Raw genomic sequence first — 25,985 nt, forward strand, 5'->3', positions numbered from 1 at the left:
AAAACACATGTCAAAAGACGTCACCTTGCGGCAGATGCGTTACTTCGTTGCGGCCGCGCAAAACGGGCAGTTTTCGATGGCGGCGGCGGCCGAACATGTGTCGCAATCCGCGATTACCAATGCGGTACTTGCGCTGGAGGAGACGCTGGGAACCCGGCTCTTCGAACGGCTTCCGCAGGGTGTCGCGCTGACGCCGGACGGGCAGGACTTTCTCAATCACGCGCGTCACATCCTCGATTCGGTACGCGACGCGATCTACAAGGCGCCGTTTCGTTCGCACGACCTTAAGGGCACGGTGCGCATTGCTGCCTCGTACACCTTGCTCGGCTATTTCCTGCCGGAACTGTTAGGGCGGTTTCGTGCGACTTACCCACACGTCGAGCTGGATCTGCGGGACGCCGATCGTCCCGAGATCGAACAGGCCATACTCGACGGCGACATCGATCTGGGCGTGGCGTTGCTATCGAATGTGGATCATCTCAAACGGTTTCAGCATCACGTGCTGATCCGTTCACGGCGTCAGTTGTGGACTGCGCCGACCCATCCGCTGGCACAGGTGAACTCGCCGTCGCTCGCAGACATTGCGGCGTATCCGTATATCCTCATCACCGTCGACGAAAGCGAACGAGCGACGCTGCGTTACTGGAAAGAAAACGGTGTCGAGCCGAACATCGCATTTCGCACGAGTTCAATGGAGGCATTGCGAGGACTGGTGGCGCATGGCTTCGGCGTGACCATTCTGTCGGACATGGTGTTTCGGCCCTGGTCACTGGAAGGCAAGCGGATCGACGCCCGGCCGATTCTCAACGCGATCCCGCAGATGGATGCAGGGATGTTGTGGCGCAAGGGCGCAACGCTCGATGCGCCGGCTTTGGCGTTCCAGCAGTTCCTGATTCATGCGTGCGGCAGCTAAGCCGGCGCTTATTCGTTTATCGCATGCCGCTTCAGTGTTCCGCCACCGCTGGCGCAGACACGCTTGCAACCGCAAGACGACGAGAGAAGGGTGGGAAGTTTTGGAAATGGAATTACCCATTTCGGCTGTTTACTTTCCGGAACCCGGACATTAGATTTGCGGGCGTCTGGAGGTCTTTTCTTTTGTTGTAATCCACGCAGATCCAGACCTTAGCTATGCGAAGTTGCATAGCTTTTTTTTCTTGTCTGCGAGAAAGACGCAGAAAGAGAAAGATGCAGAAAGTTTCTATTCCTAATTTTTGGTCGTGTTTACCCAACACTATTTTCGATCACGTTTTACCGCCAGTTATTCTGCGCTCCGCAGGTTCATCAATACAAACTTAAGGACGCAGATGAAGAAGACCACACTGGCAACTCTTTCGCTGGCAATGCTTGGCGTAACCGGGACTGTTCATGCGCAAAACAGCGTCACGCTGTACGGCATCGTTGATACAGGCCTGACCTACGTTTCAAACGACGGCGGTAGCAAGTCCTTCAGCATGACTTCGGGCAACGAGTCCGGTAGCCGCTGGGGCTTGAAAGGCTCAGAAGACCTCGGTGGTGGCCTGAAAACAATCTTCCAGGTGGAGAACGGTTTTAATTCGACCAACGGCAAGCTCGGCCAGGGTAGCCGCCTGTTCGGCCGTCAAGCGTTCGTGGGCTTGAGCAGTGACAAGTGGGGTACGCTCACGGCCGGTCGTCAATACGATCCGCTGGTTGACCTGGTTCAGCCGGTGCAGGGCGATGGCTTCCTCGGTGGCGTGTTCATCTCGCCGGGTGACATCGACAACGCCGACAACAGCGCGCGGGTCAATAACTCGATCAAGTACACGTCGCCGACCTGGTCCGGCTTCCAGTTCGAAACCATGTACTCGCTGGGCGGAGTGGCTGGCGCGACGGGCTCGGGTCAGAGCTACGCCGCCGCCGCCGCATACAGCAACGGTCCCGTCAACCTGGCAGCGGGCTACTATCACCTGAGCAACGGCAACGGCGCGAACCGCGGTACGACGACGTGGGATTCATTGTTCAACACGGCCGTCAACGCGGCGTATTCCACTGCGGCGTCGATCAACAATGCCCGTATCGGCGGCAACTACGTGTTCGGCTCGGTGACCCTGGGCGGCTACTACAGCCATGCCGAATACACTGCAGACGCCAGTTCGACATTCACGCAGACGGAAAAGTACAACACGGGTTCGGTGTACGCCGTGTGGCAGGTATCGGCACCGCTGCAGACCCAGATTGGCTACGTGTACATGAAGTCGAGCGGCAATTCGTCGGCAAAGTACAACCAGTTCGCTGTTGCAGCAGACTACTCGCTTAGCAAGCGTACGGATGTCTACGCATGGGCTGGCTACACGACCGCATCGGGAACACAAGACTCGTCGGGCACGGCCGCTGTCGCTGTGATCGGCTCGGCAACCGGCGACTCGGGTTCCAGCAAGCAGGCTACTGTAACCGTCGGTATCCGTCATAAGTTCTAATCGATAGGCACCCTAAAGAAAGCCCGCATGACGCGGGCTTTTTTGTTGTTGCTTACTCGACCGAACTCTCGATCGGCGATCTTGAAACGTTATTGTTTCGATGGTGACGGGGCGCAGATCGGGAGTTCAAAGTTGAATCGGCGCATTAGTCCTGAGTGGCCGCATTGGTAGCGTCCGCCTGTACCAGTGCGCGCACGAGCAGGTACACGGCTGGCAAGTTGTCGTCGTCACGCCGCCAGTCGACGGGTTCGTCGAGATCCATTCCGGACAAACGACTGTCCTCAAACCGGATAAACGTGGAGCGCACTGTCTCGTTGTGCCGCGTCTGGAAGCCCCGATTCTCAAAGACCTGTTCGTCGATTGTCAGCAGCGTGCGCCAGGTCGGCAATTGCGCGCTGGTTGAGTAACGGCGACGGCCACTGTCGAGGTGACGACCTGCGACCGTGGCAATGATCTGCTGGAGGTCGAGCGACGCGCTGCGGAGTGCGCGTTCGAGAGCGACAGGATTGATGTCGTGAACATCCATATCAAGAGCAGAGTCGTTAATCATGCTGTTATCTTCCTGAGGACTCGCGGCAATTCGCAGCATCAAATTTGATGCTTCAACAACGCCTGGTTTCGCTGCGCCAATAACTGGCGGATCTGGGCAAGATAGTTGTCGCCGACCGTACAGTCTTCAACAGGCCGGATACGCTGATGAGGCGTTGGTGGACGTACGCCAAGATAGCGGCACACCGCTGACAGGTAGGGTTTGCCGTTGCCTCCCAGATGTCGCGCAGCGGCAGCCACGCGTACGTCTCCGACATGCTTGCGCAACCACGCAAGCGTTTCGCGATCACCGTCGTTCAAGATGCGTATGAGCTGATTCATGACCGATCCTGTATATAAACACAGTACTGTTAATTTATACAGTATTTGATCGGGATGCAAGTCAAATCGCTGGATGTCGGATTCGGCAGGAAGACGCGTTCGGGTCGGATAGTATGATGAATGACCGGCGCTCGATTAACCCCAATCGAACGCCTCAATCACCATCTATCGAGGTAGTAGATGAAGACAGCCCTCAAAGTTCTGTTGTTGTCCTCAATAGCGTGTCCAGCGCTTGTCTGGGCGCAAGCGGGTGGTTGTGATGCAAAACGTACTTCGTTGGAGAGGGAGATTACGTACGCTCAAGCGCATGGCAACGCAAATCGTGTCGACGGCCTGGAAACCGCGCTTGGCCGAATGAATGCCAACTGCACAGATGAGGCGTTACGCAACGCGAGTCAGCGCAAAGTCGCCCAGGCACAGAAGAAACTGGCGGAACGCGAACACGATTTGCAGGAAGCCAGGGCTCAGGGCAAAAGCCCAAAGAAAATTGCCGAGCGCCAACGCAAGGTGGATGAAGCGCACGCCGACCTGGAGCGGGCGCAGACCGAAAGCCTTGACTGAACCGATCGGTACGATGGCTTTTCAGCCCGCGGCTTTTCCTATAGCGTGACGACGTCTTCGCCAACATGGCGACAGCGCTCTCGTCTCTTCCGCCAACCGCACGGCTATCGTGTCCAGGTTGGAGCGAAATATCTCGATTGGCGACGGGTCAAGGGATTTCCCTGGTCCAGGGATTACACACCGATTTCGCTCACCTGGCCAAGGAATGGCCGCCCGCGAGCACGCAAGGCGCAACGTGATGGTGGCAGGTGCGCACGGATAACCTGCTGTATTTAAAGGTGATCCTTCCGGTTTGTCCGGCTTTCGCTGCGGTGCAGGGTTCGGGCGTGAGCGAATCTCGACATCGACAACTGTCAAAGCAACATCCCTTCTTGAATTTGTCACGACCCGTCCATATAATTAGCACTCGCTGCACGAGAGTGCTAACAACATCGCCGGTTGGCTCAGCCAGCCGGGTTTTCTCAGCGTTCTTCAGTCTCAATCAAGAGAGGAGTATGTATGAACCTTCGTCCTTTGCATGATCGCGTGATCGTCAAACGTCTGGATCAAGAAACCAAGACCGCGTCGGGCATCGTGATCCCCGAAGCCGCAGCAGAAAAGCCGGATCAAGGCGAAATTCTGGCAGTCGGCCCGGGCAAGCGTGACGACAAGGGTGCACAAATCGCACTCGACGTGAAGGTGGGTGACCGCGTCCTGTTCGGCAAGTACGCAGGCCAGACCGTCAAGGTCGACGGCAACGAACTGCTCGTGATGCGCGAAGAAGACATCATGGCCGTGGTGCAGAAGTAAGCGCCAGTCGCTACTTTTCCCGGTCATATCCCAAAGAATTCAAGGAGTTAGAAGATGGCAGCTAAAGACGTCGTATTCGGTGATTCCGCCCGTGCCAAGATGGTTGAAGGCGTGAACATCCTCGCGAACGCTGTGAAGGTCACGTTGGGCCCGAAGGGTCGCAACGTTGTCCTGGAACGCAGCTTCGGCGGCCCGACGGTCACGAAGGATGGTGTTTCGGTCGCGAAAGAGATCGAACTGAAAGACAAGCTCCAGAACATGGGCGCACAAATGGTCAAGGAAGTTGCTTCCAAGACCAGCGACAACGCAGGTGACGGCACCACGACCGCAACGGTTCTGGCTCAGTCGATCGTCCGCGAAGGCATGAAGTACGTTGCGTCGGGCATGAACCCGATGGACTTGAAGCGCGGTATCGACAAGGCTGTGACCGCAGCGATCGAAGAACTGCGCAAGATCAGCAAGCCGTGCACGACCAACAAGGAAATCGCTCAAGTTGGCGCGATTTCGGCAAACAGCGATTCGTCGATCGGTGACCGCATCGCTGAAGCGATGGACAAGGTTGGCAAGGAAGGCGTCATCACCGTTGAAGACGGCAAGTCGTTGCAAGACGAGCTGGACGTTGTCGAAGGTATGCAATTCGACCGCGGCTACCTGTCGCCGTACTTCATCAACAACCCGGACAAGCAAGTTGCTGTGCTCGAAAACCCGTTCGTGCTGCTGCACGACAAGAAGGTTTCGAACATTCGTGATCTGCTGCCGGTACTGGAACAAGTCGCCAAGGCTGGCCGTCCGCTGCTGATCATCGCAGAAGACGTCGAAGGCGAAGCGCTGGCTACGCTGGTTGTGAACAACATCCGCGGCATCCTGAAGACCGTTGCTGTCAAGGCTCCGGGCTTCGGCGATCGTCGTAAGGCCATGCTGGAAGACATCGCGATCCTGACCGGCGGTCAAGTCATCGCTGAAGAAACCGGCCTGACGCTCGAAAAGGCAACGCTGGCTGAACTGGGTCAAGCGAAGCGTATCGAAGTGGGCAAGGAAAACACGACGATCATCGACGGCGCTGGCGAAGGTGCAACGATCGAAGCGCGCGTGAAGCAAGTGCGCACGCAGATCGAAGAGGCAACGTCGGACTACGATCGTGAAAAGCTGCAAGAGCGCGTGGCCAAGCTGGCTGGCGGTGTTGCAGTGATCAAGGTCGGTGCCGCGACCGAAGTCGAAATGAAGGAAAAGAAGGCACGTGTCGAAGACGCACTGCACGCAACGCGCGCAGCTGTGGAAGAAGGCATCGTGGCTGGTGGCGGCGTCGCACTGATCCGTGCACGTACGGCAATCGCTGGCCTGAAGGGCGCTAACGCCGATCAGGACGCAGGTATCAAGATCGTGCTGCGCGCGATGGAAGAGCCGCTGCGTCAGATCGTCACGAACGGTGGCGAAGAAGCCAGCGTCGTGGTGGCAGCTGTTGCTGCTGGCACGGGCAACTACGGCTACAACGCTGCAACCGGCGAGTACGTCGACCTGGTTGACGCAGGTGTCGTGGACCCGACGAAGGTGACGCGCACGGCGCTGCAAAACGCAGCTTCGGTCGCTGGCCTGCTGTTGACCACCGACGCAGCTGTTTGCGAACTGCCGAAGGACGACGCTCCGATGGGCGGCGGTATGCCCGGCGGCATGGGCGGCATGGGCATGGACATGTAATTTCGATTGGGCCTCGTTTGAGGCTCAGTTGGAAACACATGGGGAAGTGCGTCGCGAGGCGTACTTCCCAAAACAAAAAACCCGCAGAAATGCGGGTTTTTTGTTTTGGGGCAAACGATAAGCCGGTTCGATATGACTAGCGCTCTTTGGAATCGGTATTCATCAGGCACTTGTCGCGCAAGTAGCTGAATATATGCGCTACGCTCTCGGCCGGCGTCGACATTGCCGTATCTATCTTCAACTCAGGATCAGCCGGGACTTCATAGGGTGCCGAGACGCCGGTAAACGACGCAATCTCGCCGGCGCGGGCTTTGGCATAGAGACCTTTCGGATCGCGACGGGCGCAAGCGTCGACCGAGGCGGAAAGATAGGTCTCGATGAAATTGCCGGGGCCAACGATATCGCGCGCCATCGCTCTGTCTTCACGCATGGGTGAGATGAGCGCCGCGATAACGATGAGGCCTGCATCGTTCATCAACTGGGCCACGTGCGCCACCCGGCGAATATTTTCGCGCCGGTCTTTCTTGTCAAAGCCGAGATCGGACGCCAAACCGTGGCGGACATTGTCCCCGTCGAGGACATAGCACGCGTGGCCTAGCGACGCGAGATGCTGCTCGAGTTCGAAAGCGATTGTTGATTTACCCGCGCCGGATAGCCCCGTCAGCCAGATCGTAACCGGCTTGTGGCGGAACATTTGCATCCGGTCGCGGGCAGTCACTTCACCATGGAAGCGTTGTAGAAAAGGCAGGGACTGTCCCATTGTTTTCTCTCGACTCAGGCGGCGCAGTGCCAACCTTGCCGCCAGACTCCTGCGTTGTGCAGGCGCTCCGGCGAATTTTCGATCGTGACGTGAAAACCGTCTGATACGCCCGCGGGCAGAGGAATTGAAAATCCAGCGTGGGAGCTTGGGTATCCCGCGCCAGCAACGTCGGGCCGATACTCGCCACTCGAACCTCTCGCGACGACCTCCGTACCAATGCGGACTTCGAGCGGAACTCTTTCTTCCGGCCGGCTGAGATTGACTGCCCAGCCCGAAATCACACCGTTGTGGACGGTGTCGACGAAACCGTCGTACATGTCGGCGGTAGTGCGTGGCCGGCTCTGCGCGAACTCTATGTATTCCTTGATGGGCGTGAGGTCAAACTGGTTGATCACACTCACCACTTTCGAGAGGAATTTTTCGTCAAAACCGAAAACGATCGAACTGTGCTCGTACGGATTTTCGAGCTGATTGATCGCCTTTTGAATGGTGCGCACCGATTCCAGGGCTTTTGAAAACACGTCGCCCGCTTGCTGGGCGTGTTGCGCTATCGCCTGGTTGACGTCCCGAAATATCTCGTAATCGAAGCGATTCTCCGAAACAAACGTTTGCCTCGCCGTTTCGCTCACATGAGTTCTGTTTTTGGGCGAGCCACTCGTTTTGTTGGTTTCGAAAAAAAAGGGCAATTCGAGCCCGGTCTTTCCGCAGAGCCGAAGCAAAAATTCGCTCATGTCCTCGCAGACGCCGGTTGCCGCGAAATGTTGGAGAACATGGGTCCGCGCGACTTCGAGGCTGCTTTCGTCGACTACGGAATGGCCGCTCAACATCTGGGTAAACAGGTTTTTTCCCGCGAGTGATTCGCTGACCCACTCATCGAGCGAAATGGCGCCGCGCCGAACCAGGGCTTCGGTTGCCGACACGCTGGCTCCTCGCAGAACGTCGCCGTTCTTGCCGTTGGCTGCGTACCAGTAGTGCGATATCTGACGTGCAAGCGGATCGCGCAGAATCGTGCAATACGTCAGCGCGCTCTTCAGGTTCCTGTGTATGCCATACGGCTGATGGCCTCCGCCAATCCTCGTGGTCATCAACTTGGCGTGACTGCTTTCCCAGCCTTCTCGATCCCATTCGAAATTCACGAACTGATCTTTGCCCTTATTCAGGTCAAAAAACGAGATGACGGTCGATCCGCCGCTCTTTGGCGGATGGATGAAAAAAATCGGTGCGGCCATGGGGCTATATGTCTGTTTTACGAAATGTAAAGTTTAGCTCGACGATAAGGCCGGTGCTGTAACGTTTAATTACAAGTTAAAACGTGTGTTGGCGTTGTGAAAGGAGCGGTAGTTCCGTTTGGTTTTGCGAGGAAGCCGAGCTTGGCCATGTGCTGAGGCGGGGCCTGAGGGAGAGATCACGCACAGGGCGTGTCCGCCGGCGCGGAGCTTTCCACGTCGAACATCGCTAAGACGGAGAAAGGCGAGATGGTGGCAAGCGGCCGAAAGGCGCGCTTCCCAGAACGAAAAACCCGCAGAAATGCGGGTTTTTTTACCGGGGCTGTTGTCGGGCCTCGGTTGAAGTGGAGACGCCTGCCGCTCGTGCAGCAGACGCTTCGAGTCGTCAAATTAATGCCGTGCTTCGCCCGGTGCTGCGTCCTTGCCGGTTGCAGGCGGCGTGTCGTCGTCGCTGCTGCGGGCCCAGAAGAAGCGGTCCGGCAGATACGCGCCCATGCCTGGCCGGAATGCGTTGCGCATCGCCTGATACAGATACTCCTGCGCTTCGCGCACGGCTTCGGCGGGCTCCTGGCCGTTGGCCAGCAAGGCGGCAATCGCGGCGCCGAGCGTGTCGGTAATGCCCATGATCCGATGGGCGCCGCGGTCCCACATATCCTGGCGCAGTTGGCCGTCTTCGCTGAACAGGGTATTGACGAGCCTGTGCGTGCCGGTTTCCGTCGACAGAATGTATTCGCAGCCTTGCGACAGCAGATGCGAGATCGCTGCGTCGAGGCTCGGTGCTTCGGCGTCGCCGTCCGGTTGGGCGAGGGCGAGCAGCGTAGCCGAATCGGCGACCAGCAAGGTGGTTTGCGGCGCCAGCAGGTCGGCGATCGCTTCACGCAGTTCGTCGGCGGCGAGCACGTGTTCGTCGTCGAGCGTGAAATCGGGGGCGAGGATCAGCGGGATGTCGTCGTAATCGGCGACCACCTCGGCAATCGCGCTCACCACTTCCGCGCGCGTGCATGCGCCGACCTTGAACGCGGCGATCGGCATGTCTTCGAGCAGCATCCGGGCCTGGGTCGCAACCACTTCAGGATCGAGCCCGGTAACTTCATCGCAGCTTGCCGAGTCGCGCACGGTATAGCCCGTGAGCACGGAGACGCCATGGCAGCCCATGCTGGCAAGGGTCATCAGGTCTGCTTGCAGGCCGGAGCCGCCGGTGGGATCGGAAAGGCCGAAGGTGAGGACGATCGGAGGCGTATCGCTGGGCATGAAGATTTACAAAAAGGAGCTGTATTTAGGCGCAGACGGTGCGCAATCGGCTCAATTATGCGGCCTAAACTGTCATGAGGGCGTTTTTTCGCATTCTTCGCCGGGTTGCTGCAAGCCAGCGGCACGTAAGCGGCAACCAGGCGCGATCCTACGCGCAAGCGCTGGCCAAACCGACGCAACCCTCTAGCCAAAGGCCGCCGCACACTACGATTGCGCGTTTCTGATTGCTAGGCATTGGGGCGGCAACACGGTACCATCATGGCTCCCGTTTCCACGGACTCTACGACGCGACACAAGAATGGAATATCAAAGCTGGATGTGCCTGATTTGCGGCTGGATTTACGACGAAGAAGCCGGTTTGCCGGAGGAAGGCATTGCGCCGGGCACGCGCTGGGAGGACGTTCCCATTAACTGGACCTGCCCGGAATGCGGCGCGCGCAAGGAAGACTTCGAGATGGTCCAGATCTGAGGTCCGAGGGGCAAACGGCAGTCTCCAGCTGAGCGCCATGCCGTGTCGTTGCGGCGCGGCGTTTTACAGGCGGCGTCGGCCGGATCAAACGCCGTTCATGCGCTCGGAGCGCAGCCCCAACGCGGTGGCGCGGAACATCCCCGGTTGCACCGTGTCGCAGCGGTAATCTGTCATTGTCCTGTCGCCAGTTCGCGCGTTAGCCGATCAGTCTCTCGTGCAGCGCTGAAGGGGCGGCCCGTCAGCTTCCTGTCGCCTGCCCATGACTCTTCGATCCGCTGCACCCGATTCCTTCGATGCATTGCCCAATCCGCGCGGCGGCGCTGTCCGCACTGCGGAGCTGGCGCTGGCAGAGGCGTTGCTGGCGTTCGAACAACACCGAGAGAGCACGTCGGCGCTGCTGCGCGCGTCGCGCGCGTTGCGCGAGGCCGGCTGGCTCAGCGCGCAGCGCTTCGCGGACGCGCTGGTGCGGCTCTCGCCTCTGGCCGAGGGCGATCCGGCCGACGCGGACAGCGCGCGGCCCGTGTTCGGCGCGGCATTGCACGATTTCCGCGCGGCGCTCGAGCGCCACAATTTGCGCGAGCTGTCCTGCTCGCCCACGCTGTTCAATCACTATCACGCGCTGTGTGCCCATCTGTCGGAGCACACCCCCGGCTCGACCGTCGCTTTCGAAGATCTCGCGCTGAGCGCACGCCCGGTGCCGCCGGTGTCGCTGCATAACCAGTCCGCGGATCAGCTCGCCCATTTGCGGGCGCGCTACGAGCGCGCCCTGCTGCCGGTGTTGCGCTCGCAGCCAGATAGCAGTGGTGCCGCGCTGGCGTTCACGAACGCTGCGCTCGACGAGCTCGACGCCGTCTTTAACGAACTCGCCGGCCCGGATCCCTACGATTTCTGGCGCCTCGCCAAAGCTTGCGCCAAGGCGCTGCGCGTCAGCGGCCGCGCCACCGGAGAGGCCGACGCTCGGCGTTTCTATGCACGCTGCAACCTCACCCTGGCCGATCATGCGCACGGCATCGAGCGCGCGCCGCGTTCGCTGGTGCGCGCGACGCTGGCGCTGCTGTGGCGCGATTACGCACTGTTCGGCGCTGCAGCGGAAGACGCCGATCAGGTCGAAGTGCTGCATGACTATGGCTTGACGGTCGATTGGCACGTTGCGGGCACCCAGGCATCCGAAATGCTTTGGGAAGCTGGCGCCGTGCAGGCGCAGGCGGTCAGCGCGACCCGCAGCGCGCTGACGCGTGAGCTGGGCGTGTTGACCGTCAACGCGCACGCGTATGAGGATTTCCTGCAAACGGCCGATGCCTCGATTTCTGCGCTGACCGAGCACGCCCGCGCGGCCGACCAGCCCGAGAAGGCCGATCCGAGCGAAGCGTTGCAGGCGGGCGACGCCGCCTACCGGCTCGGTGCCGCTGCGTGCGCGCTGGGCCTCGGCCACGTCGCGCTGGTTGCCGATGCACTCGGACTCGCCTGGCGCCGCCGCGCGCACGCCGGCGTATCGACGCCGGCGGTGCGCTCCCACGTCATCGTCGGTGCGCCAGCGGCGAGCGCGCTCGAGCAGGCTGCCGAAGCGTTGCGTGCGATGCTGCACAAAGTCGCTGCGGGCGTCGCGCCGACAGGCAGCAACGCCGCGCTGGCCGCGTTGACGCGTTCGATCGAGCAGGGCGGCGCCTGAATGGCTGGCTGAGGTATCGATCAGCAGCATGCCCGGCGCGCCGGCGCGCATCCTCTGCCGGCAACGGCGAGGCGCAATGTTCGAACCCGGAGGCACGCGATATGCGTGTCCTAAACACCGCTGACCGCACCATGGACAAGGCCTGCGTGCGTGATAGAGTGCAACTTGATTCGCCGTCGATGGCTCGCGGCGCACTTCATCGCGCACATCGCGGTTCCGCGCTCAAAGCCCGCCATCCTGCACCGTCTTTGCTAAAATCCGAACTATGTCCAAGAGTACCGATCGCATCAATCTGACCAACCAGTTCCTGATCGCCATGCCGAGCATGGCCGATCCCACGTTTTCAGGAACGGTGGTCTACCTTTGCGATCACAGTGAGCGCGGCGCGCTCGGCCTCGTGATCAACCGGCCGACCGATATCGACCTTGAAGCGCTCTTCAGTCGCATCGATCTCAAGCTCGAGATCGAACCCCTTCTTCATGTGCCCGTGTATTTCGGCGGCCCGGTGCAAACCGAGCGCGGCTTCGTGCTGCACGATCCGAAAGACGGCAATGCGTATACGTCGTCGATGTCGGTGCCGGGCGGGCTCGAAATGACCACGTCGAAAGACGTGCTCGAAGCCGTCGCGAGCGGCACCGGTCCGGAGCGCTTTCTGCTCACGCTCGGCCATGCCGGCTGGGGCGCGGGTCAGCTCGAAGAAGAGATTTCGAAGAACGGCTGGCTCACGGTTGAAGCCGACCCGAAAATCGTTTTCGACGTGCCCGCCGAAGAGCGTCTGGAAGCCGCGCTCGCGCTGCTCGGCATTTCACTGTCGATGCTGTCGGGCGAAGCAGGTCACGCATGAGCCTGGGAGCCGGACGTGAAGCGACGCTGCTTGCGTTCGACTACGGTGAAAAGCGAATCGGCGTGGCGGTGGCCAATTCGCTCACCCGCAGCGCGCGGGCGCTTGTGATCGTGCAGAACCGCAGCCGCGAATACCGGTTCGAGGCGATCGGCAAGCTGATCAGCGAGTGGAAGCCGGACGCGCTGGTGGTCGGTTTGCCCATGCACCCGGACGGCACGCCGCACGAAATGACCCAACTCGCGAAGCGCTTCGGCAATCAGCTGAATGGCCGCTTCAATCTGCCGGTGACATGGGTCGACGAGCGTTATTCGTCGGTCGAGGCGAAGGCGGAAATCCGCGCCGGCAACGGCCGCGCCGACATGCTCGACGCCGAAGCCGCCAGCATCATCCTCCAGCAATACCTAGACGGACTTTCCGACGACCATGAGTTCCATTGACGCCGAAGCGCTTTATCGCGCCGTGCTCGAACAGGTTCGCGCGGCGTATGGTGACGCCTTCAGCGCTGCCGATGGCCCCGTGCTGGCCGGCATCTACAGCGGCGGCGCGTGGCTCGCCGAGCGCCTCGCGCGCGATCTGAAGGCGCCGAGCTTCGGCGTGGTGAATGTCGCGCTGCATCGCGACGACTACGCGAAAAAAGGCCTGCACTCGCAGGCAAGTCCGACCTCGTTGCCGTTTTCCGTGGACAAGCGCCGCATCGTGCTGGTGGACGACGTGCTGTACACCGGCCGGACGATTCGCGCGGCGTTGAATGAGCTGTACGACTACGGGCGGCCGGCATCGGTCGAACTGGCGGTGCTCGCCGACCGCGGCGGACGCGAGTTGCCGGTGGCGGCGCGTTTTGTCGGCGGCGTGGTGGATGTGCCGGCCGATGCGACGCTCGTGCTCGCCCGCGAAGCAGACGCCGCCGAGGGCGCGCCGCGTTTCACCTTTCACACCGAAGCACGCGTCGATTGAACGCAGCTTTGCGCATTGAGCAAGGCATCAACGCCGAACACGTTGAAGCTCGTATTTGAAGCAGGTACCCCATGAACACCGCCACCCAGGCCTCCCAGGATTCCGCCGATCGCGCCACCGAGCGCTTCCGTTATGGCTTCCTGAAGGGCAATCCGCAGCTCACGAAGAACGGCGAGCTCAAACATCTGTTGTCGATTGAAGGTTTGCCGAAGGCGATCGTCAATCACATTCTCGATACCGCCGACCAGTTCGTCAGCGTGACCGATCGCGAAGTGAAGAAGGTGCCGTTGTTGCGCGGCAAGTCCGTGTTCAACCTGTTCTTCGAGAACTCGACGCGCACCCGCACGACCTTCGAGATCGCCGCGACGCGTTTGTCGGCAGACGTGCTGAATCTGAACATCAATGCTTCTTCGACGAGCAAGGGTGAGTCGCTGCTCGACACGATCAACAACCTCTCGGCGATGCATGCCGATATGTTCGTCGTGCGTCATGCCTCGAGTGGCGCACCGTACCTGATCGCCCAGCACTGTGCGCCGCACGTGCACGTGATCAATGCCGGCGACGGCCGTCACGCACACCCGACCCAGGGTCTGCTCGACATGTACACGATCCGCCACTACAAGAAGGATTTCACGAATCTGCGCGTGGCGATCGTCGGCGACATTCTGCATTCGCGGGTCGCGCGTTCGGACATTCATGCGCTGACTACGCTCGGCGTGCCGGAAGTGCGCGCGATCGGTCCGCGCACGCTGCTGCCGGGCGGCCTCGAGCAAATGGGCGTGCGTGTGTTCCACAACCTCGAAGAAGGCCTGAAAGACGTCGACGTGATCATCACGCTGCGTCTACAAAACGAGCGGATGAGCGGCGCATTGCTGCCGTCGGCGCAGGAGTACTTCAAGAGCTGGGGTTTGACGCCGGAGCGTCTCGCGCTCGCCAAACCCGATGCAATCGTGATGCATCCGGGGCCGATGAATCGTGGCGTCGAAATCGATTCGCAGGTGGCCGACGGTCCGCAATCGGTGATTCTGAACCAGGTGACATTCGGCATCGCGGTGCGTATGGCGGTGATGGGAATCGTCGCGGGCAATCACGATTGATCTTGCCACGGCACACACCCACACACGCGACAAGTCACGCAGAACTTAGCTGAACGCCTGGCTAAACCGCCGGGCAAACCGCCGGGCAAACATAAGGCAGCGCATGAAGATTCATATTCAAGGCGGCACGCTGGTCGATCCGGCAGCGGGCACCGAACAGCAGCAGGACATTTTTATCGCAGCGGGCAAGATCGTCGCCATCGGCAACGCGCCTGCTGATTTCATCGCAGCGAAGACGATCGACGCTAAAGGCCTACATATCGTGCCGGGCCTGGTCGACCTGTCCGCGCGTTTGCGTGAACCGGGCTACGAACACAAGGCGACGCTCGAATCCGAAATGGCTGCGGCGCTCGCGGGTGGCGTGACGAGTCTTGTATGTCCGCCGGACACCGATCCGACGCTCGATGAACCGGGCCTCGTCGAGATGCTCAAGTTCCGCGCGCGCAATCTGAACCAGGCGCACGTGTATCCGCTCGGCGCGTTAACCGTCGGCCTGAAAGGTCAGGTCATCACCGAGATGGTCGAGCTGACCGAGGCGGGTTGTATCGGCTTTTCGCAGGCCGATGTGCCGGTGGTCGATACGCAGGTGTTGATGCGTGCGCTGCAGTACGCGAAGACTTACGGCTACACGGTGTGGCTGCGCCCGGTCGATGCCTATCTCGGCAAGGGCGGCGTGGCTGCGAGCGGTGCGCTGGCATCGCGCATGGGCTTGTCGGGCGTGCCGGTGTCGGCTGAGACGATCGCGCTGCACACGATCTTCGAACTGGTCCGCGTGACGGGAGCACGGGTGCATCTGTCGCATGTGTCGTCGGCGGCGGGCATCGAATTGATGCGTGCGGCCAAGGCCGAGGGCTTGCCGGTGTCGTGCGACGTCACCGTGAACCATGTGCATCTGATCGACCTCGATATCGGCTACTTCGACGCGCAGTTCCGCCTCGATCCGCCGTTGCGCCAGCAGCGCGATCGCGAAGCGATCCGCGCGGGTCTCGTCGACGGCACGATCGACGCGATCTGCTCCGACCACACGCCGGTCGACGACGACGAAAAGCTGCTGCCGTTCGCCGAAGCCACGCCGGGCGCGACGGGCCTCGAGCTGTTCCTGTCGCTCACAGTCAAATGGGCCGACGAAGCGGGCGTGCCGTTGGCCAAGGCGCTGAACCGCATCACCACGGCGCCGGCCGACGTGCTGAAGCTGGAGGCGGCTGGCCGCATCGCCGTGGGCGCTGTCGCCGATCTTTGCGTGTTCGATCGCAACGCGTATTGGCGCGTCGAGCCGCGTGCATTGAAGAGCCAGGGGCACAACACGCCGTTCCTCGGCTATGAACTGCCGGCGCGCGTGCAGGCGACGATTGTGTCCGGTCACGTTGCGTTCGAACAGCGCTAATATTCGCGGCATTGCCCAGTTACGGAAAGCTCCGACAATGAAGCTCGCGTTACGCAAGGCCCGTCTCGTCGCCCATCTGCTGCATGGCATGTGGATCGTTGCGACGCGCTTTTCCAAGGTCGGTGCGGATGGGCGGCAGACGCTCAACCGCGAATGGTCGCTGAAAATGCTGCGTCTATGCGGCATGCGGCTCGTCGTGCATAACGACAGCGCGCGGCTCGACCGCGGTGCGCTGGTGGTCGCCAATCACATCTCGTGGATCGACATCTACGTGATCAATGCGTGGCGGCCCACGCCGTTTGTCTCGAAGGCCGAGATCCGGCAGTGGCCGGTGGTCGGCTGGCTGGCGCAGCAACTGGACACGGTGTTCATCCAGCGCGAGAAGCGCAGCGACGCGAAGCGGATCATGCACGAACTGTCCGACCGCCTGAGCGCGGGCGAGTTGATGTGTGTGTTTCCTGAAGGGACAACAACGAACGGTCTGGCGCTACTGCCGTTTCACGCGAATATGTTCCAGGCTGCCGTGTCGGCCTCGGTGCCGGTGCAGCCGCTGTGCATCATGTATGAAGATGCACAGGGTCGGCAATCCACCGCGCCCGCGTATATCGACGATTTGACGCTGGCTGATTCGCTGAACATGCTGCTGCGCGGCGGGCCGTTGACCGCGCACGTGTATGTCGGCGCGCCGCTTGCGCCGGGTGCGGATCGGCGCGCGCTGACGGCTGAGGCGGAAGGGGTGATTGCTATGGCGTTGCGGGAGATGCAGGGCGGCATGACGAGGTCTGGTGCTGCGATCGCGGCACCGATTTCATCGCCTAATTCGCCCAGCACGCACAACGCGTCAGATGTTTCCAACGTTTCGCCGGTGCTGATCGATCCCGTCGATCAGTCCGGCCGGTCGGCCTAGCGGGTCGACTTAGTTGCCGCCGCCCGGCGTGCGGCACGCCTCGCAGTCGACCTGCGTCAGCGTGCGCTCCACTGGGTTTTGCGCAAGACGTACGGCAGAAAGTTTCTCACCCCATACGCAGCCGGAATCCAGGCCGATCAGGTTGTCGCGCAAGGTCAAACCGAGCGCGGCCCAATGGCCGAACACCACCGTGATGTCAGCGGTCTTGCGCGACGGCACGTCGAACCACGGCATGCTGCCCGGCGGCGCGGAATTCAAGCCGCCACTGGTGCTGAAATCCATCGCGCCTTCGGCATTGCAGAAGCGGATGCGCGTCAACGCGCTGCACGTCAGGCGCAGCCGCTCGATGCCTTTGATGCCTGGTGTCCAGCGATTCGGCTCGTTGCCGTAGAGTCCCGCAAGCGTTTCCTTCCAGTTCGGTGCGCGCAGCGCCCGCTGCAATTCGTCGGCGAGTTCCATCGTCAGGGCGGCGTCCCATTGCGGCAGTACGCCCGCATGCACCATCAGCATGCCGTGCTCGAAATGCGCGAGCGGACGGTGACGGACCCATTCGAGCAGGTCTGCGGCATCCGGTGCGGCGAGAATATCGTCGATCGTGTCGCCTTTCTTCGATTTGCGAATCCCCGCCGATACCGACAGCAGATGCAGGTCGTGGTTACCCAGCACCGGCACCGCGAGGTCTCCCAGCGCGATGATGTCGCGCAGCGTGGCGAGCGATTCGGAGCCGCGGTTGATCAGGTCGCCCGCGAACCACAGCGGCGTGCCTTCGGGCGGCGCGGCTTTGGCCAGCAATTGCTGGAACGGCGTGCGGCAGCCCTGCAGGTCGCCGAAGGCGAGCGGTAGCAGGTGCGGCTGCGAAATGGCAGCAGATCCGGCACTAAACGCAGCAGGAGAAGCGACGGTGGAAGCGGTGGAGGATGTCATCGGAAAGTCGGTGCAGTTCGATACACGCGGTTACGAACAAGGCGTGCCGCGTTGGGCGGTGCAGCAAATTAGCGTGACATAATAGCCCGTTTGAAGCACGTATATCGTGGCAAGCGCCGTCGGGAACCTCCAGCAAGTGGCATTCCCAGGGGCTTTGTCAGGCGTACCGCAAGGGCCGCGCGCGATATTGCACTACAACAGGATGACCCTCGTGAACGGAGAAAGCATGTCGTCTATTCATGCGAATCAATCTATCCGCACGCTCGTCACCGGGGCGAGTGGCTTCACGGGCCGCTATCTGGGCGACAATCTGCTCGGCCGCGGCCATACCGTGATCGAAACAGTGGCCGGGCGCGACGAGCCTGAAACGCCGACGCGCCTCAGGCTCGACATTACGTCGCCCGATGCCTGCCGGCGCGCGATCGAAACCGCGCGGCCCGACTACATCGTGCATCTGGCGGCGATCAGCTTCGTGGGCCATAACGATCCGCTCGACTTTTACCGCGTCAACGTGATCGGCACGCTGAATCTGCTGGAGGCCTGTGCGGCTGTCGGCCATACGCCGCGCAAGCTGTTGATCGCGAGCAGCGCGAATGTCTACGGCAATGTCACCAGCGACGCCATCGATGAAACCTTCCCCGTCACGCCAGTGAACCACTACGCCGCCAGCAAGGCGGCCATGGAAACGATGGTGCGGACCTGGTTCGACCGCCTGCCCATCCTGATCGTGCGGCCGTTTAACTACACGGGCCGCGGCCAGGCCTCGAACTTCCTCGTGCCGAAGATCGTCGAGCATTTCGCACGGCGCGAGCCGGCTATCGAGCTCGGCAATATCGACGTGGCGCGTGATTTCTCGGACGTGCGCTACGTGGCGAACGCCTATGAGGCTTTGCTCGACTCGGAGGCCGCTGCTGAAACGGTCAACGTCTGTACCGGCACGCCGTACACGCTGCGGGACATTCTCTCGGCGGCGAGCGATCTGACCGGGCATGAGCTCGAAGTCCATATCAATCCCGCGTTCGTGCGACAAACCGACGTGAAGATGCTGGCCGGGTCGCCCGCCAAGCTGCGCTCGCTGGTGCCGAAGGTCGAGGCGATTCCTTTCATGGATACGCTACGTTGGATGTTGGCCGCTTAGTTGGTGCAACCGGCGGTATCTGCGGGTATCTGCCGTTATCTTGTGCCGCTAGGTCGCGCCAAACCATTCCCGTGGTAGGGAATGGAAACCAAACTTGTCAAGCTGTTTCAAGTTGTTAGGGTTCTAGTTTTTGCCCCGGGCGGCTTTATAATCAGGGCTTTATAAGATTGGCGTTTGAGCGCCTGCCCGCTGTACGAGGGGCGGCGCCAAGCGCTGACAAAAACTCGGACTCCACCACGCGGGGTGCGTAGATCGGCGAAACGATGCCGATCTGCCGCCAACATCTAGAAGGGAAATTCATGATCCTGGTAACGGGCGGTGCCGGCTTTATCGGCGCCAATTTCGTGCTCGACTGGCTCGATGCGTCGGACGAAGCGGTGCTGAACGTAGACAAACTGACCTACGCCGGCAATCTGGGTACGCTCAAGTCGCAACAGGGCAATCCCCGGCATGTGTTCGCGCGTGCCGATATCTGCGATCGTGCCGCGATGGATGCGCTCTTTGCCGAGCACAAGCCGCGCGCCGTGCTGCACTTTGCCGCTGAAAGCCATGTGGATCGCTCGATTCACGGCCCGGCTGATTTCGTGCAGACCAACGTGGTCGGCACCTTCACGCTGCTCGAAGCCACCCGTCAGTACTGGAATACGCTCGGCGAGGCCGACAAGGCCGCGTTCCGTTTCCTGCATGTCTCGACCGACGAAGTGTTCGGCTCGCTGTCCGCTACCGATCCGCAATTTTCCGAAACCACGCCGTACGCGCCGAATAGCCCCTATTCGGCCACCAAGGCGGGTTCCGACCATCTGGTGCGCGCCTACCATCACACGTATGGCCTGCCGGTGCTCACCACGAACTGCTCGAACAACTACGGTCCGTACCAGTTCCCTGAAAAGCTGATTCCGCTGATGATCGCCAACGCGCTCAGCGGCAAGGCGCTGCCGGTGTACGGCGACGGTCAGAACGTGCGCGACTGGTTGTATGTGGGCGACCATTGCAGCGCGATCCGCGAAGTGCTCGCGCGCGGCACGCCGGGCGAGACGTACAACATCGGCGGCTGGAACGAAAAGAAGAACCTCGACGTCGTGCATACGCTGTGCGATCTGCTCGACCAGTTGCGTCCGAAGGCGGGTGCCTCGTACCGCGACCAGATCACCTATGTGAAGGATCGTCCCGGCCACGACCGCCGTTATGCGATCGACGCCCGCAAGCTCGAACGCGAACTCGGCTGGAAGCCGGCGGAGACGTTCGAAACCGGCCTCGCCAAGACGGTTCAGTGGTATCTGGACAATCAGGTGTGGTCTGACGAAGTCGCTTCGGGTGAGTATCGGAAGTGGGTTGAGACCAACTACGCGCAGCGCGCGTAAGGGCACGGCAATGGCGCGCAAAGGCATTATTCTCGCGGGTGGATCGGGCACGCGCCTGTATCCGATCACGCATGTCGTCTCCAAGCAGTTGCTGCCGGTCTACGACAAACCGATGATCTACTACCCGCTGTCCACGCTGATGGTGGCGGGGATTCGCGACGTGCTGATCATCTCCACGCCGGAAGATACGCCGCGTTTCGAAGCCATGCTCGGCGACGGCAGCCAGTGGGGCATGAACATTCAGTACGCGGTTCAGCCTTCGCCGGACGGCCTCGCGCAGGCGTTCATCATCGGCCGCGATTTTGTGGGCAACGATCCGTCGGCGCTGATTCTCGGCGACAACATCTTCTACGGCCACGATCTAGCGAAGCAGCTGGAACGCGCCAATGAGAAAGACGAGGGCGCTACCGTCTTCGCTTATCACGTGCACGATCCGGAACGGTATGGCGTCGTCGAATTCGACAAGCAGTTCCGCGCGTTGTCGATCGAAGAGAAGCCGGTCAAACCGCGCTCGCACTACGCCGTTACCGGCTTGTACTTCTACGACAAGCAGGTCTGCGATATCGCGGCGGACATCAAGCCGTCGCCGCGCGGCGAGCTCGAAATCACCGACGTCAATTCGCGTTATCTGGCCAACGCCGCGCTCAATGTCGAGATCATGGGCCGTGGTTATGCGTGGCTCGACACGGGCACCCACGATTCGCTGATCGAAGCGGCGACGTTCATCGCGACGCTGCAAAAGCGTCAGGGTCTGGTGGTTGCGTGTCCGGAAGAGATTGCTTACCGGCAGGCATGGATCGACGGTGAGCAACTGCTTGCGCTGGCCAAGCCGCTTGCGAAGAACGCGTACGGCAAGTATCTGCAAAACCTTCTTACGGATCACGTTGCATGGCCATCCAAGTAACCGCTACGGCGCTGCCGGAAGTCAAGATCATCGAGCCGAAAGTGTTCGGCGATGCGCGAGGCTATTTCTACGAAAGCTTCAATGCGGTGGAGTTCGCGGAGCACGTGGAGAAAGACGTCACGTTCGTGCAGGACAACCATTCGCGTTCGGCGAAAGGCGTGCTGCGCGGCCTTCACTATCAGATTCAGCATGCGCAGGGCAAGCTCGTGCGCGTGGTTGAAGGGGAAGTGTTCGACGTTGCTGTCGACATCCGCAAGAGTTCGCCGAATTTCGGCAAGTGGGTGGGTGTGACGCTGTCGGTGGAGAATCATCGGCAACTGTGGGTGCCGCCTGGTTTTGCGCACGGCTTTGTCGTGTTGTCCGAATCGGCGCAGTTCCTCTACAAGACCACCGACTACTGGTTCCCCGAACACGAGCGCAGCATCGTCTGGAATGATCCGGCGGTCGGCATCGAATGGCCGATCGACTTCGAGCCGTTGCTGGCTGCGAAGGATGCGGCAGGCAAGCGCCTTGCCGATGCTGAAGTCTTCGCCTAAGGGGTTGCCGCATGAGCGCACATGATGCCAAGCGGACGATTCTCGTCACCGGTGTAAATGGCCAGGTTGGCTTCGAACTCGCGCGTACGCTGCAAGGACTCGGCAACGTGGTCGCGGTTGATCGCGCCACGCTGGATCTGTCCAATCTGGACCAGGTCCGTGCCGTTGTTCGCGACGTGCGGCCTGCGCTGATCGTCAACCCGGCGGCCTACACCGCGGTCGACAAGGCTGAAGAGGAATTCGATCTCGCCATGCGCATCAACGGCGAGGCGCCGGGTGTGCTGGCCGAAGAAGCGAAAAAGCTCGGCGCAGCGTTGATTCACTACTCGACCGACTACGTGTTCAACGGCGAGAAAGACGGCGCCTATGTCGAAGACGACCCCACCGATCCTCAGAACGCGTATGGCCGCACCAAGCTCGCGGGCGAGCAGGCAATCGCCGCGACTGGCGTGAATCACCTGGTGCTGCGCACGAGCTGGGTGTACGGCACTCGCGGCAAGAATTTTCTGCTCACCATGCTGCGTCTCGGCGCGGATCGGCCGGAGTTGAAGGTTGTTGCCGACCAGTTCGGCGCACCGACCTGGAGCAATACCATCGCGACGCTCAGCGCGCATCTGAGCGCACAGGCTTTTGCTGCCGAAGACAGCGCGACGTGGTGGAGCGAGCGCTCGGGCATCTATCACCTGTGCGCTGGCGATGCGACTTCGTGGCACGGCTTCGCGTCGGCCATTTTCGAGCTCGCGGATCTGCCGAACCGGCCGAAGGCGCTGCCGATTCCCGCTTCCGACTATCCGACGCCGGCAAAGCGTCCGTCCAATTCACGCATGTCGAACGAGAAGCTGGCACAGGTGTTCGGGCTTGCCGCGCCGCATTGGCGCGATGCCTTGACGCTGTGCCTGACCGACGCTTTTCCACGATCGCCCGCAGCCCGTTCTTAACGCATAGCACGCGCCCTTGCGCGAAGCTCGCCAAGCGGCGTGGCGCCTTAGCTGTCTGACGATAGTGAAAGGGGGCGGGGGTAGAATATCGGTCAGTCTGGAAGGCTCGCGCCGGCCCTGAATCTGGGCCTGGCGCGTCAACGTTCAGGGCGCGCGGATCGTCGCACGGCCCATTGATTTTGTGGGTTGTGCTGACTATTCGTGGTCGTGGCACTTCCGTAATAAATACGGTACTGAGAGGACTCTGTGAGTTTGTTACCGATCATTCTTTGTGGCGGGGCGGGTTCGAGACTATGGCCGGTCTCGCGCGAGTCGCACCCGAAACCGTTCATCCGCCTTGCGGATGGCGAAAGCTTGCTGCAAAAGGCGTTCTTGCGCGCAGTGGCACTGCCGGGCGTGAAGGAAGTGCTCACGGTAACGAACCGCGATCTGTTCTTCAAGACCGAAGACGATTTCCGAGAAGTGAACGCGAAAGGCTGTGCAACCTCGTTCATTCTCGAACCGTTCGGCCGCAACACCGCTGCGGCGGTTGCCACGGCGGCGTTGCATACGGCGAAAGTGCACGGCGACCAGACGGTCATGCTGGTGCTGGCCGCCGATCACCTGATAACCGACCAGCAAGCGTTCGGCGCGGCTGTCGCTGCTGCGCAGAAGCTGGCGCTGGCGGGCAAGGTGGTGACCTTCGGCGTGCATCCGGAAACGCCTGAAACCGGCTATGGCTACATCGAGGCGGATGGCGACAAGGTGGTGCGTTTCGTCGAGAAGCCGTCGCTCGAGAAGGCTCGCGAGTATCTTGCCTCGGGCAAGTTCGTGTGGAACTCGGGCATGTTCTGCTTCACCGCGGGCACGATCCTGAAGGAAATGAAGCAGCACTGCCCCGAGATTCTCAGCGCGGCTGCCGAGTGCATGGAGAAGTCGCCTTCCGCCGCGGGTAAGGATGGCGCGCAGGTTCGTCTCGAGCCGGGCTCTTTTGGCGCTGTGCCGGACGTGTCGTTTGACTATGCGGTGATGGAGAAGTGCGAGCAGGCCGCGGTGGTTCGCTGCGACATCGGCTGGACGGACGTCGGTTCGTGGACGGCACTCAGCGATCTCTCGCCGGCGGACGGCAGCGGTAATCGAATCGAAGGCGAAGCGTTGCTGTTCGACGTCAAGAACTGCTATTTGCGTGGCGGCGACCGGCTGATCGGCGCAGTGGGTGTTGAGAACCTGATCGTGATCGATACGCCGGACGCGCTGCTCATCGCGGACAAAGACCGGGCGCAGGACGTGAAGCAGATTTTTGCCGAACTCAAGTCGCGTGGTCACGAAACGTACAAGGTGCATCGCACGGTGCATCGGCCCTGGGGAACGTATTCGGTGCTGGAAGAGGGCCCTCGCTTCAAGATCAAACGCATCGAGGTCAAGCCGGGCGGAAGTCTCAGCTTGCAGATGCATCATCACCGCAACGAGCATTGGGTCGTGGTCAGCGGCATGGCCAAGGTCGTGAACGGAGAGAAGGAGTTATTCGTTTCGACCAATGAGTCGACCTACATTCCGGCGGGTCACAAACATCGCCTCGAGAACCCGGGCGTGGTCGAGCTCGTGATGATCGAAGTGCAGAGCGGCGAATATCTTGGCGAAGACGACATCGTCCGCTTTGAAGACATTTACGGACGTACTTGAGATGGATATTAGTTTTAGCAACGATTCGGAAGATCTGACTCGTCACAATGAAAGCGACGATCTGATCGTTGGCATGAAGGCGGTGCGGGTGTGGGGTACGCTGGGCTGGCACGATATCCGGCAACGGTATCGCCGTTCGGTACTCGGCCCGTTCTGGTTTACGTTGAGCACGATCATCATGGTGGTGGTGCTGGGTGCGCTGTATTCCACCTTGTTGCATCAGGAAATCTCCAACTATCTTCCGTACCTCGCGGTCGGTCTGGTCGTGTGGGCGTATCTGTCCGCGGTAGCCAATGAGGGCTGCATTGCCTTTATTGGCGCCGCCTACCTGATCAAGCAGATCCGCTTGCCACTTACCGTCCACGTATGTCGCATTGCGTGGCGCAATTTTGTGATTCTGCTGCACAGCTTGCCGGTGGTCGTGGTGCTGCTGCTCATCTTTGGGCGCTGGCCTGGCTGGGAATTCCTGCTGGTTCCGTTCGCGCTCGCCATTCTGCTGCTGCATGGCGTCTGGCTCGGCGTGACGCTCGGTGTGCTGTGCGCGCGCTTTCGCGACATTCCGCCGATCGTCACCAACCTGATCCAGGTCGTGTTTTTCTTCACCCCTGTGATGTGGTCCCCGGAAATTCTGAAAAACCGCGCGTGGGTGGCCGAATACAACCCGCTTTATCACCTGATCGAAACGGTGCGTGCGCCGCTGACCGGACGTCCGACGCATTGGCAGTCGTGGGCGTGGTCGATTGGCCTGTTGATTGTCGGTTTTGCCTTTGCGCAATTCCTGATGAAACGTTTCCGTAATCGCGTTCCTTACTGGCTTTGATATTGTGAGTTCTTCATCGATTGTTGCTCGTAACATCTCCGTCGAATTTCCGATCTACGAGAACTCGCATCGCTCGTTGAAAAAGGCGGTGCTCAATCTCACGACGGGTGGCCGGATCGGCCAGGATGCCGGTCGGCATGCGATCGTCAAGGCGATCGACGACCTCAGCTTCAGCTTTACCGAAGGCGAGCGCGTGGGTTTGATCGGCCACAACGGCTCGGGCAAGACAACCCTGCTGCGCACGCTCTCGGGCGTGTACGCACCGGTACGCGGCGAGCTCAGGGTGCAGGGCAAGATTGCCTCGCTGCTGGATGTGTCGATGGGCCTCGACCCCGATGCAACCGGCTTCGAAAACATCTATCTGCGCGGCATTCTCGACGGCCTGAAGCCGGCGCGCATCCGCAGCAAGATCGACGAAATTGCCGATTTCAGTCAATTGGGCGACTACCTGAATCTGCCGGTGCGCACCTATTCGAGCGGGATGATGTTGCGCCTTGCGTTTGCGATTTCGACCAGTGTCGAAGCCGACATCCTGATCATGGACGAGTGGCTGAGCGTGGGCGACGCGGAGTTCAGCATCAGGGCGGCCGAACGTCTCGAGAGCCTGGTGGGCAAGGCATCGCTGCTGGTCGTGGCTTCCCACGATCCGAATCTGGTGGCACGAGTATGCAACCGGAAGATTTCCATGGAACACGGCAAGATGGTCTCGGACGAACCGGTGATCGCACCGGAAGTCAGCGAGGGGCCGTTGATTAGCGAAACTGCGCGCTTGCCGCACTAACGCCGCAAGC

General features: G+C 60.7%; 27 protein-coding genes. 21 read left to right on the forward strand and 6 right to left on the reverse strand.

From position 1 onward, the window contains the following. Positions 1-7 precede the first annotated feature (7 nt). Entirely contained in the window at positions 8-913 is a 906-nt protein-coding gene (locus tag PQQ86_RS03115; protein ID WP_408264869.1) for a LysR family transcriptional regulator, read from the forward strand. A 391-nt stretch (positions 914-1,304) separates the two neighbouring features. Continuing rightward, the gene (locus PQQ86_RS03120; protein WP_408264871.1) at positions 1,305-2,435 is read left to right on the forward strand and encodes a porin; all 1,131 of its coding nucleotides are present in this window, start codon (positions 1,305-1,307) and stop codon (positions 2,433-2,435) included. Positions 2,436-2,580: 145 nt separating this feature from the next. Here the strand turns inward: PQQ86_RS03120 and PQQ86_RS03125 are convergent, their stop codons facing one another. Both PQQ86_RS03125 and PQQ86_RS03130 read right to left on the reverse strand, forming a co-directional pair. Next, positions 2,581-2,985 (reverse strand): DUF2471 domain-containing protein, encoded by a 405-nt coding sequence (locus tag PQQ86_RS03125; protein WP_408264873.1) that lies wholly within the window; start codon positions 2,983-2,985, stop codon positions 2,581-2,583. Between the two features lie 38 nt (positions 2,986-3,023). Next, positions 3,024-3,305: a CppA family protein gene (locus PQQ86_RS03130; protein WP_408264875.1), complete on the reverse strand. Its 282-nt coding sequence runs from the start codon at positions 3,303-3,305 to the stop codon at positions 3,024-3,026. A 180-nt stretch (positions 3,306-3,485) separates the two neighbouring features. Between PQQ86_RS03130 and PQQ86_RS03135 the strand changes: the two genes are divergently transcribed. The 3 genes from PQQ86_RS03135 (at position 3,486) to groL (ending at position 6,350) form a co-directional block, all read left to right on the forward strand. Further along, positions 3,486-3,866, forward strand: coding sequence for a DUF1090 domain-containing protein (locus PQQ86_RS03135; protein ID WP_408264877.1), 381 nt, complete (start codon positions 3,486-3,488; stop codon positions 3,864-3,866). A gap of 498 nt (positions 3,867-4,364) precedes the next feature. Continuing rightward, on the forward strand, positions 4,365-4,655 hold the full coding sequence (gene groES / locus PQQ86_RS03140) for a co-chaperone GroES (protein ID WP_007178996.1): 291 nt from the start codon (positions 4,365-4,367) through the stop codon (positions 4,653-4,655). A gap of 54 nt (positions 4,656-4,709) precedes the next feature. Next, positions 4,710-6,350 carry a chaperonin GroEL gene (gene groL / locus PQQ86_RS03145; RefSeq protein WP_408264879.1) on the forward strand — a complete coding sequence of 547 codons (1,641 nt, stop codon included), beginning with the start codon at positions 4,710-4,712 and terminating at the stop codon, positions 6,348-6,350. 136 nt (positions 6,351-6,486) lie between these two features. On the opposite strand, the gene cysC is transcribed toward groL, so the two are convergent. From cysC to PQQ86_RS03160, 3 genes are all read right to left on the reverse strand, one after another. Continuing rightward, positions 6,487-7,110 (reverse strand): adenylyl-sulfate kinase, encoded by a 624-nt coding sequence (cysC, locus tag PQQ86_RS03150; RefSeq protein ID WP_408264881.1) that lies wholly within the window; start codon positions 7,108-7,110, stop codon positions 6,487-6,489. 14 nt (positions 7,111-7,124) lie between these two features. Continuing rightward, entirely contained in the window at positions 7,125-8,030 is a 906-nt protein-coding gene (locus tag PQQ86_RS03155; RefSeq protein ID WP_408264883.1) for a chondroitin 4-O-sulfotransferase, read from the reverse strand. A gap of 696 nt (positions 8,031-8,726) precedes the next feature. Beyond that, positions 8,727-9,587, reverse strand: a complete 861-nt coding sequence (locus PQQ86_RS03160; RefSeq protein WP_054041676.1) for a hydroxymethylpyrimidine/phosphomethylpyrimidine kinase — start codon at positions 9,585-9,587, stop codon at positions 8,727-8,729. A gap of 298 nt (positions 9,588-9,885) precedes the next feature. Between PQQ86_RS03160 and PQQ86_RS03165 the strand changes: the two genes are divergently transcribed. From PQQ86_RS03165 to PQQ86_RS03200, 8 genes are all read left to right on the forward strand, one after another. Continuing rightward, on the forward strand, positions 9,886-10,056 hold the full coding sequence (locus PQQ86_RS03165) for a rubredoxin (protein WP_007178992.1): 171 nt from the start codon (positions 9,886-9,888) through the stop codon (positions 10,054-10,056). A gap of 259 nt (positions 10,057-10,315) precedes the next feature. Further along, positions 10,316-11,725, forward strand: coding sequence for a FimL-related protein (locus PQQ86_RS03170; protein ID WP_408264886.1), 1,410 nt, complete (start codon positions 10,316-10,318; stop codon positions 11,723-11,725). A gap of 265 nt (positions 11,726-11,990) precedes the next feature. Beyond that, positions 11,991-12,569 (forward strand): YqgE/AlgH family protein, encoded by a 579-nt coding sequence (locus PQQ86_RS03175; protein WP_054041678.1) that lies wholly within the window; start codon positions 11,991-11,993, stop codon positions 12,567-12,569. After that, positions 12,566-13,006 (forward strand): Holliday junction resolvase RuvX, encoded by a 441-nt coding sequence (gene ruvX / locus PQQ86_RS03180; RefSeq protein WP_408264888.1) that lies wholly within the window; start codon positions 12,566-12,568, stop codon positions 13,004-13,006. Before PQQ86_RS03175 ends, ruvX begins: the two co-directional genes overlap by 4 nt. Beyond that, the gene (gene pyrR, locus PQQ86_RS03185) at positions 12,993-13,523 is read left to right on the forward strand and encodes a bifunctional pyr operon transcriptional regulator/uracil phosphoribosyltransferase PyrR (RefSeq protein ID WP_408264890.1); all 531 of its coding nucleotides are present in this window, start codon (positions 12,993-12,995) and stop codon (positions 13,521-13,523) included. Before ruvX ends, pyrR begins: the two co-directional genes overlap by 14 nt. A gap of 71 nt (positions 13,524-13,594) precedes the next feature. Then, complete coding sequence (locus PQQ86_RS03190; RefSeq protein WP_408264892.1) at positions 13,595-14,620, forward strand: aspartate carbamoyltransferase catalytic subunit; 1,026 nt, start codon at positions 13,595-13,597, stop codon at positions 14,618-14,620. Positions 14,621-14,723: 103 nt separating this feature from the next. Beyond that, positions 14,724-16,004, forward strand: a complete 1,281-nt coding sequence (locus PQQ86_RS03195; protein WP_408264894.1) for a dihydroorotase — start codon at positions 14,724-14,726, stop codon at positions 16,002-16,004. 37 nt (positions 16,005-16,041) lie between these two features. Further along, positions 16,042-16,911 (forward strand): lysophospholipid acyltransferase family protein, encoded by an 870-nt coding sequence (locus PQQ86_RS03200; RefSeq protein WP_408264896.1) that lies wholly within the window; start codon positions 16,042-16,044, stop codon positions 16,909-16,911. Positions 16,912-16,920: 9 nt separating this feature from the next. On the opposite strand, the gene PQQ86_RS03205 is transcribed toward PQQ86_RS03200, so the two are convergent. Then, complete coding sequence (locus PQQ86_RS03205) at positions 16,921-17,835, reverse strand: symmetrical bis(5'-nucleosyl)-tetraphosphatase (protein WP_408264898.1); 915 nt, start codon at positions 17,833-17,835, stop codon at positions 16,921-16,923. 226 nt (positions 17,836-18,061) lie between these two features. On the opposite strand from PQQ86_RS03205, the gene PQQ86_RS03210 reads away from it, so the two are divergent. From PQQ86_RS03210 to PQQ86_RS03245, 8 genes are all read left to right on the forward strand, one after another. After that, positions 18,062-18,973 (forward strand): GDP-mannose 4,6-dehydratase, encoded by a 912-nt coding sequence (locus tag PQQ86_RS03210; protein WP_408264900.1) that lies wholly within the window; start codon positions 18,062-18,064, stop codon positions 18,971-18,973. Between the two features lie 299 nt (positions 18,974-19,272). Then, the gene (rfbB, locus tag PQQ86_RS03215) at positions 19,273-20,334 is read left to right on the forward strand and encodes a dTDP-glucose 4,6-dehydratase (protein ID WP_175052585.1); all 1,062 of its coding nucleotides are present in this window, start codon (positions 19,273-19,275) and stop codon (positions 20,332-20,334) included. Positions 20,335-20,344: 10 nt separating this feature from the next. Continuing rightward, on the forward strand, positions 20,345-21,238 hold the full coding sequence (gene rfbA, locus PQQ86_RS03220) for a glucose-1-phosphate thymidylyltransferase RfbA (protein WP_408270039.1): 894 nt from the start codon (positions 20,345-20,347) through the stop codon (positions 21,236-21,238). Then, on the forward strand, positions 21,223-21,774 hold the full coding sequence (gene rfbC, locus PQQ86_RS03225) for a dTDP-4-dehydrorhamnose 3,5-epimerase (protein WP_408198084.1): 552 nt from the start codon (positions 21,223-21,225) through the stop codon (positions 21,772-21,774). Before rfbA ends, rfbC begins: the two co-directional genes overlap by 16 nt. 11 nt (positions 21,775-21,785) lie before the next feature. After that, positions 21,786-22,712 carry a dTDP-4-dehydrorhamnose reductase gene (rfbD, locus tag PQQ86_RS03230; RefSeq protein WP_408264903.1) on the forward strand — a complete coding sequence of 309 codons (927 nt, stop codon included), beginning with the start codon at positions 21,786-21,788 and terminating at the stop codon, positions 22,710-22,712. A 246-nt stretch (positions 22,713-22,958) separates the two neighbouring features. Then, the gene (locus tag PQQ86_RS03235) at positions 22,959-24,374 is read left to right on the forward strand and encodes a mannose-1-phosphate guanylyltransferase/mannose-6-phosphate isomerase (RefSeq protein ID WP_408264905.1); all 1,416 of its coding nucleotides are present in this window, start codon (positions 22,959-22,961) and stop codon (positions 24,372-24,374) included. 1 nt (position 24,375) lies between these two features. Then, positions 24,376-25,194: an ABC transporter permease gene (locus tag PQQ86_RS03240; RefSeq protein WP_175052588.1), complete on the forward strand. Its 819-nt coding sequence runs from the start codon at positions 24,376-24,378 to the stop codon at positions 25,192-25,194. Between the two features lie 4 nt (positions 25,195-25,198). Then, positions 25,199-25,975: an ABC transporter ATP-binding protein gene (locus PQQ86_RS03245; protein WP_408264908.1), complete on the forward strand. Its 777-nt coding sequence runs from the start codon at positions 25,199-25,201 to the stop codon at positions 25,973-25,975. Positions 25,976-25,985 lie beyond the last annotated feature (10 nt).

Origin of the sequence: Paraburkholderia sediminicola, assembly GCF_046026675.1 — a bacterium.
GTDB lineage: Bacteria > Pseudomonadota > Gammaproteobacteria > Burkholderiales > Burkholderiaceae > Paraburkholderia > Paraburkholderia sediminicola_F.

Coding starts and splice junctions, on each gene's coding strand:
- PQQ86_RS03160 (WP_054041676.1), bottom strand. CDS start 9,587: ATGCCCAGCGATACGCCTCCGATCGTCCTCACCTTCGGCCTTTCCGAT.
- PQQ86_RS03165 (WP_007178992.1), top strand. CDS start 9,886: ATGGAATATCAAAGCTGGATGTGCCTGATTTGCGGCTGGATTTACGAC.
- pyrR (WP_408264890.1), top strand. CDS start 12,993: ATGAGTTCCATTGACGCCGAAGCGCTTTATCGCGCCGTGCTCGAACAG.
- rfbA (WP_408270039.1), top strand. CDS start 20,345: ATGGCGCGCAAAGGCATTATTCTCGCGGGTGGATCGGGCACGCGCCTG.
- cysC (WP_408264881.1), bottom strand. CDS start 7,110: ATGGGACAGTCCCTGCCTTTTCTACAACGCTTCCATGGTGAAGTGACT.
- PQQ86_RS03170 (WP_408264886.1), top strand. CDS start 10,316: ATGACTCTTCGATCCGCTGCACCCGATTCCTTCGATGCATTGCCCAAT.
- PQQ86_RS03240 (WP_175052588.1), top strand. CDS start 24,376: ATGGATATTAGTTTTAGCAACGATTCGGAAGATCTGACTCGTCACAAT.
- PQQ86_RS03115 (WP_408264869.1), top strand. CDS start 8: ATGTCAAAAGACGTCACCTTGCGGCAGATGCGTTACTTCGTTGCGGCC.
- PQQ86_RS03190 (WP_408264892.1), top strand. CDS start 13,595: ATGAACACCGCCACCCAGGCCTCCCAGGATTCCGCCGATCGCGCCACC.
- PQQ86_RS03210 (WP_408264900.1), top strand. CDS start 18,062: ATGTCGTCTATTCATGCGAATCAATCTATCCGCACGCTCGTCACCGGG.
- PQQ86_RS03200 (WP_408264896.1), top strand. CDS start 16,042: ATGAAGCTCGCGTTACGCAAGGCCCGTCTCGTCGCCCATCTGCTGCAT.
- rfbB (WP_175052585.1), top strand. CDS start 19,273: ATGATCCTGGTAACGGGCGGTGCCGGCTTTATCGGCGCCAATTTCGTG.
- PQQ86_RS03135 (WP_408264877.1), top strand. CDS start 3,486: ATGAAGACAGCCCTCAAAGTTCTGTTGTTGTCCTCAATAGCGTGTCCA.
- PQQ86_RS03195 (WP_408264894.1), top strand. CDS start 14,724: ATGAAGATTCATATTCAAGGCGGCACGCTGGTCGATCCGGCAGCGGGC.
- PQQ86_RS03205 (WP_408264898.1), bottom strand. CDS start 17,835: ATGACATCCTCCACCGCTTCCACCGTCGCTTCTCCTGCTGCGTTTAGT.
- groL (WP_408264879.1), top strand. CDS start 4,710: ATGGCAGCTAAAGACGTCGTATTCGGTGATTCCGCCCGTGCCAAGATG.
- PQQ86_RS03125 (WP_408264873.1), bottom strand. CDS start 2,985: ATGATTAACGACTCTGCTCTTGATATGGATGTTCACGACATCAATCCT.
- rfbC (WP_408198084.1), top strand. CDS start 21,223: ATGGCCATCCAAGTAACCGCTACGGCGCTGCCGGAAGTCAAGATCATC.
- PQQ86_RS03175 (WP_054041678.1), top strand. CDS start 11,991: ATGTCCAAGAGTACCGATCGCATCAATCTGACCAACCAGTTCCTGATC.
- rfbD (WP_408264903.1), top strand. CDS start 21,786: ATGAGCGCACATGATGCCAAGCGGACGATTCTCGTCACCGGTGTAAAT.
- PQQ86_RS03130 (WP_408264875.1), bottom strand. CDS start 3,305: ATGAATCAGCTCATACGCATCTTGAACGACGGTGATCGCGAAACGCTT.
- PQQ86_RS03120 (WP_408264871.1), top strand. CDS start 1,305: ATGAAGAAGACCACACTGGCAACTCTTTCGCTGGCAATGCTTGGCGTA.
- ruvX (WP_408264888.1), top strand. CDS start 12,566: ATGAGCCTGGGAGCCGGACGTGAAGCGACGCTGCTTGCGTTCGACTAC.
- groES (WP_007178996.1), top strand. CDS start 4,365: ATGAACCTTCGTCCTTTGCATGATCGCGTGATCGTCAAACGTCTGGAT.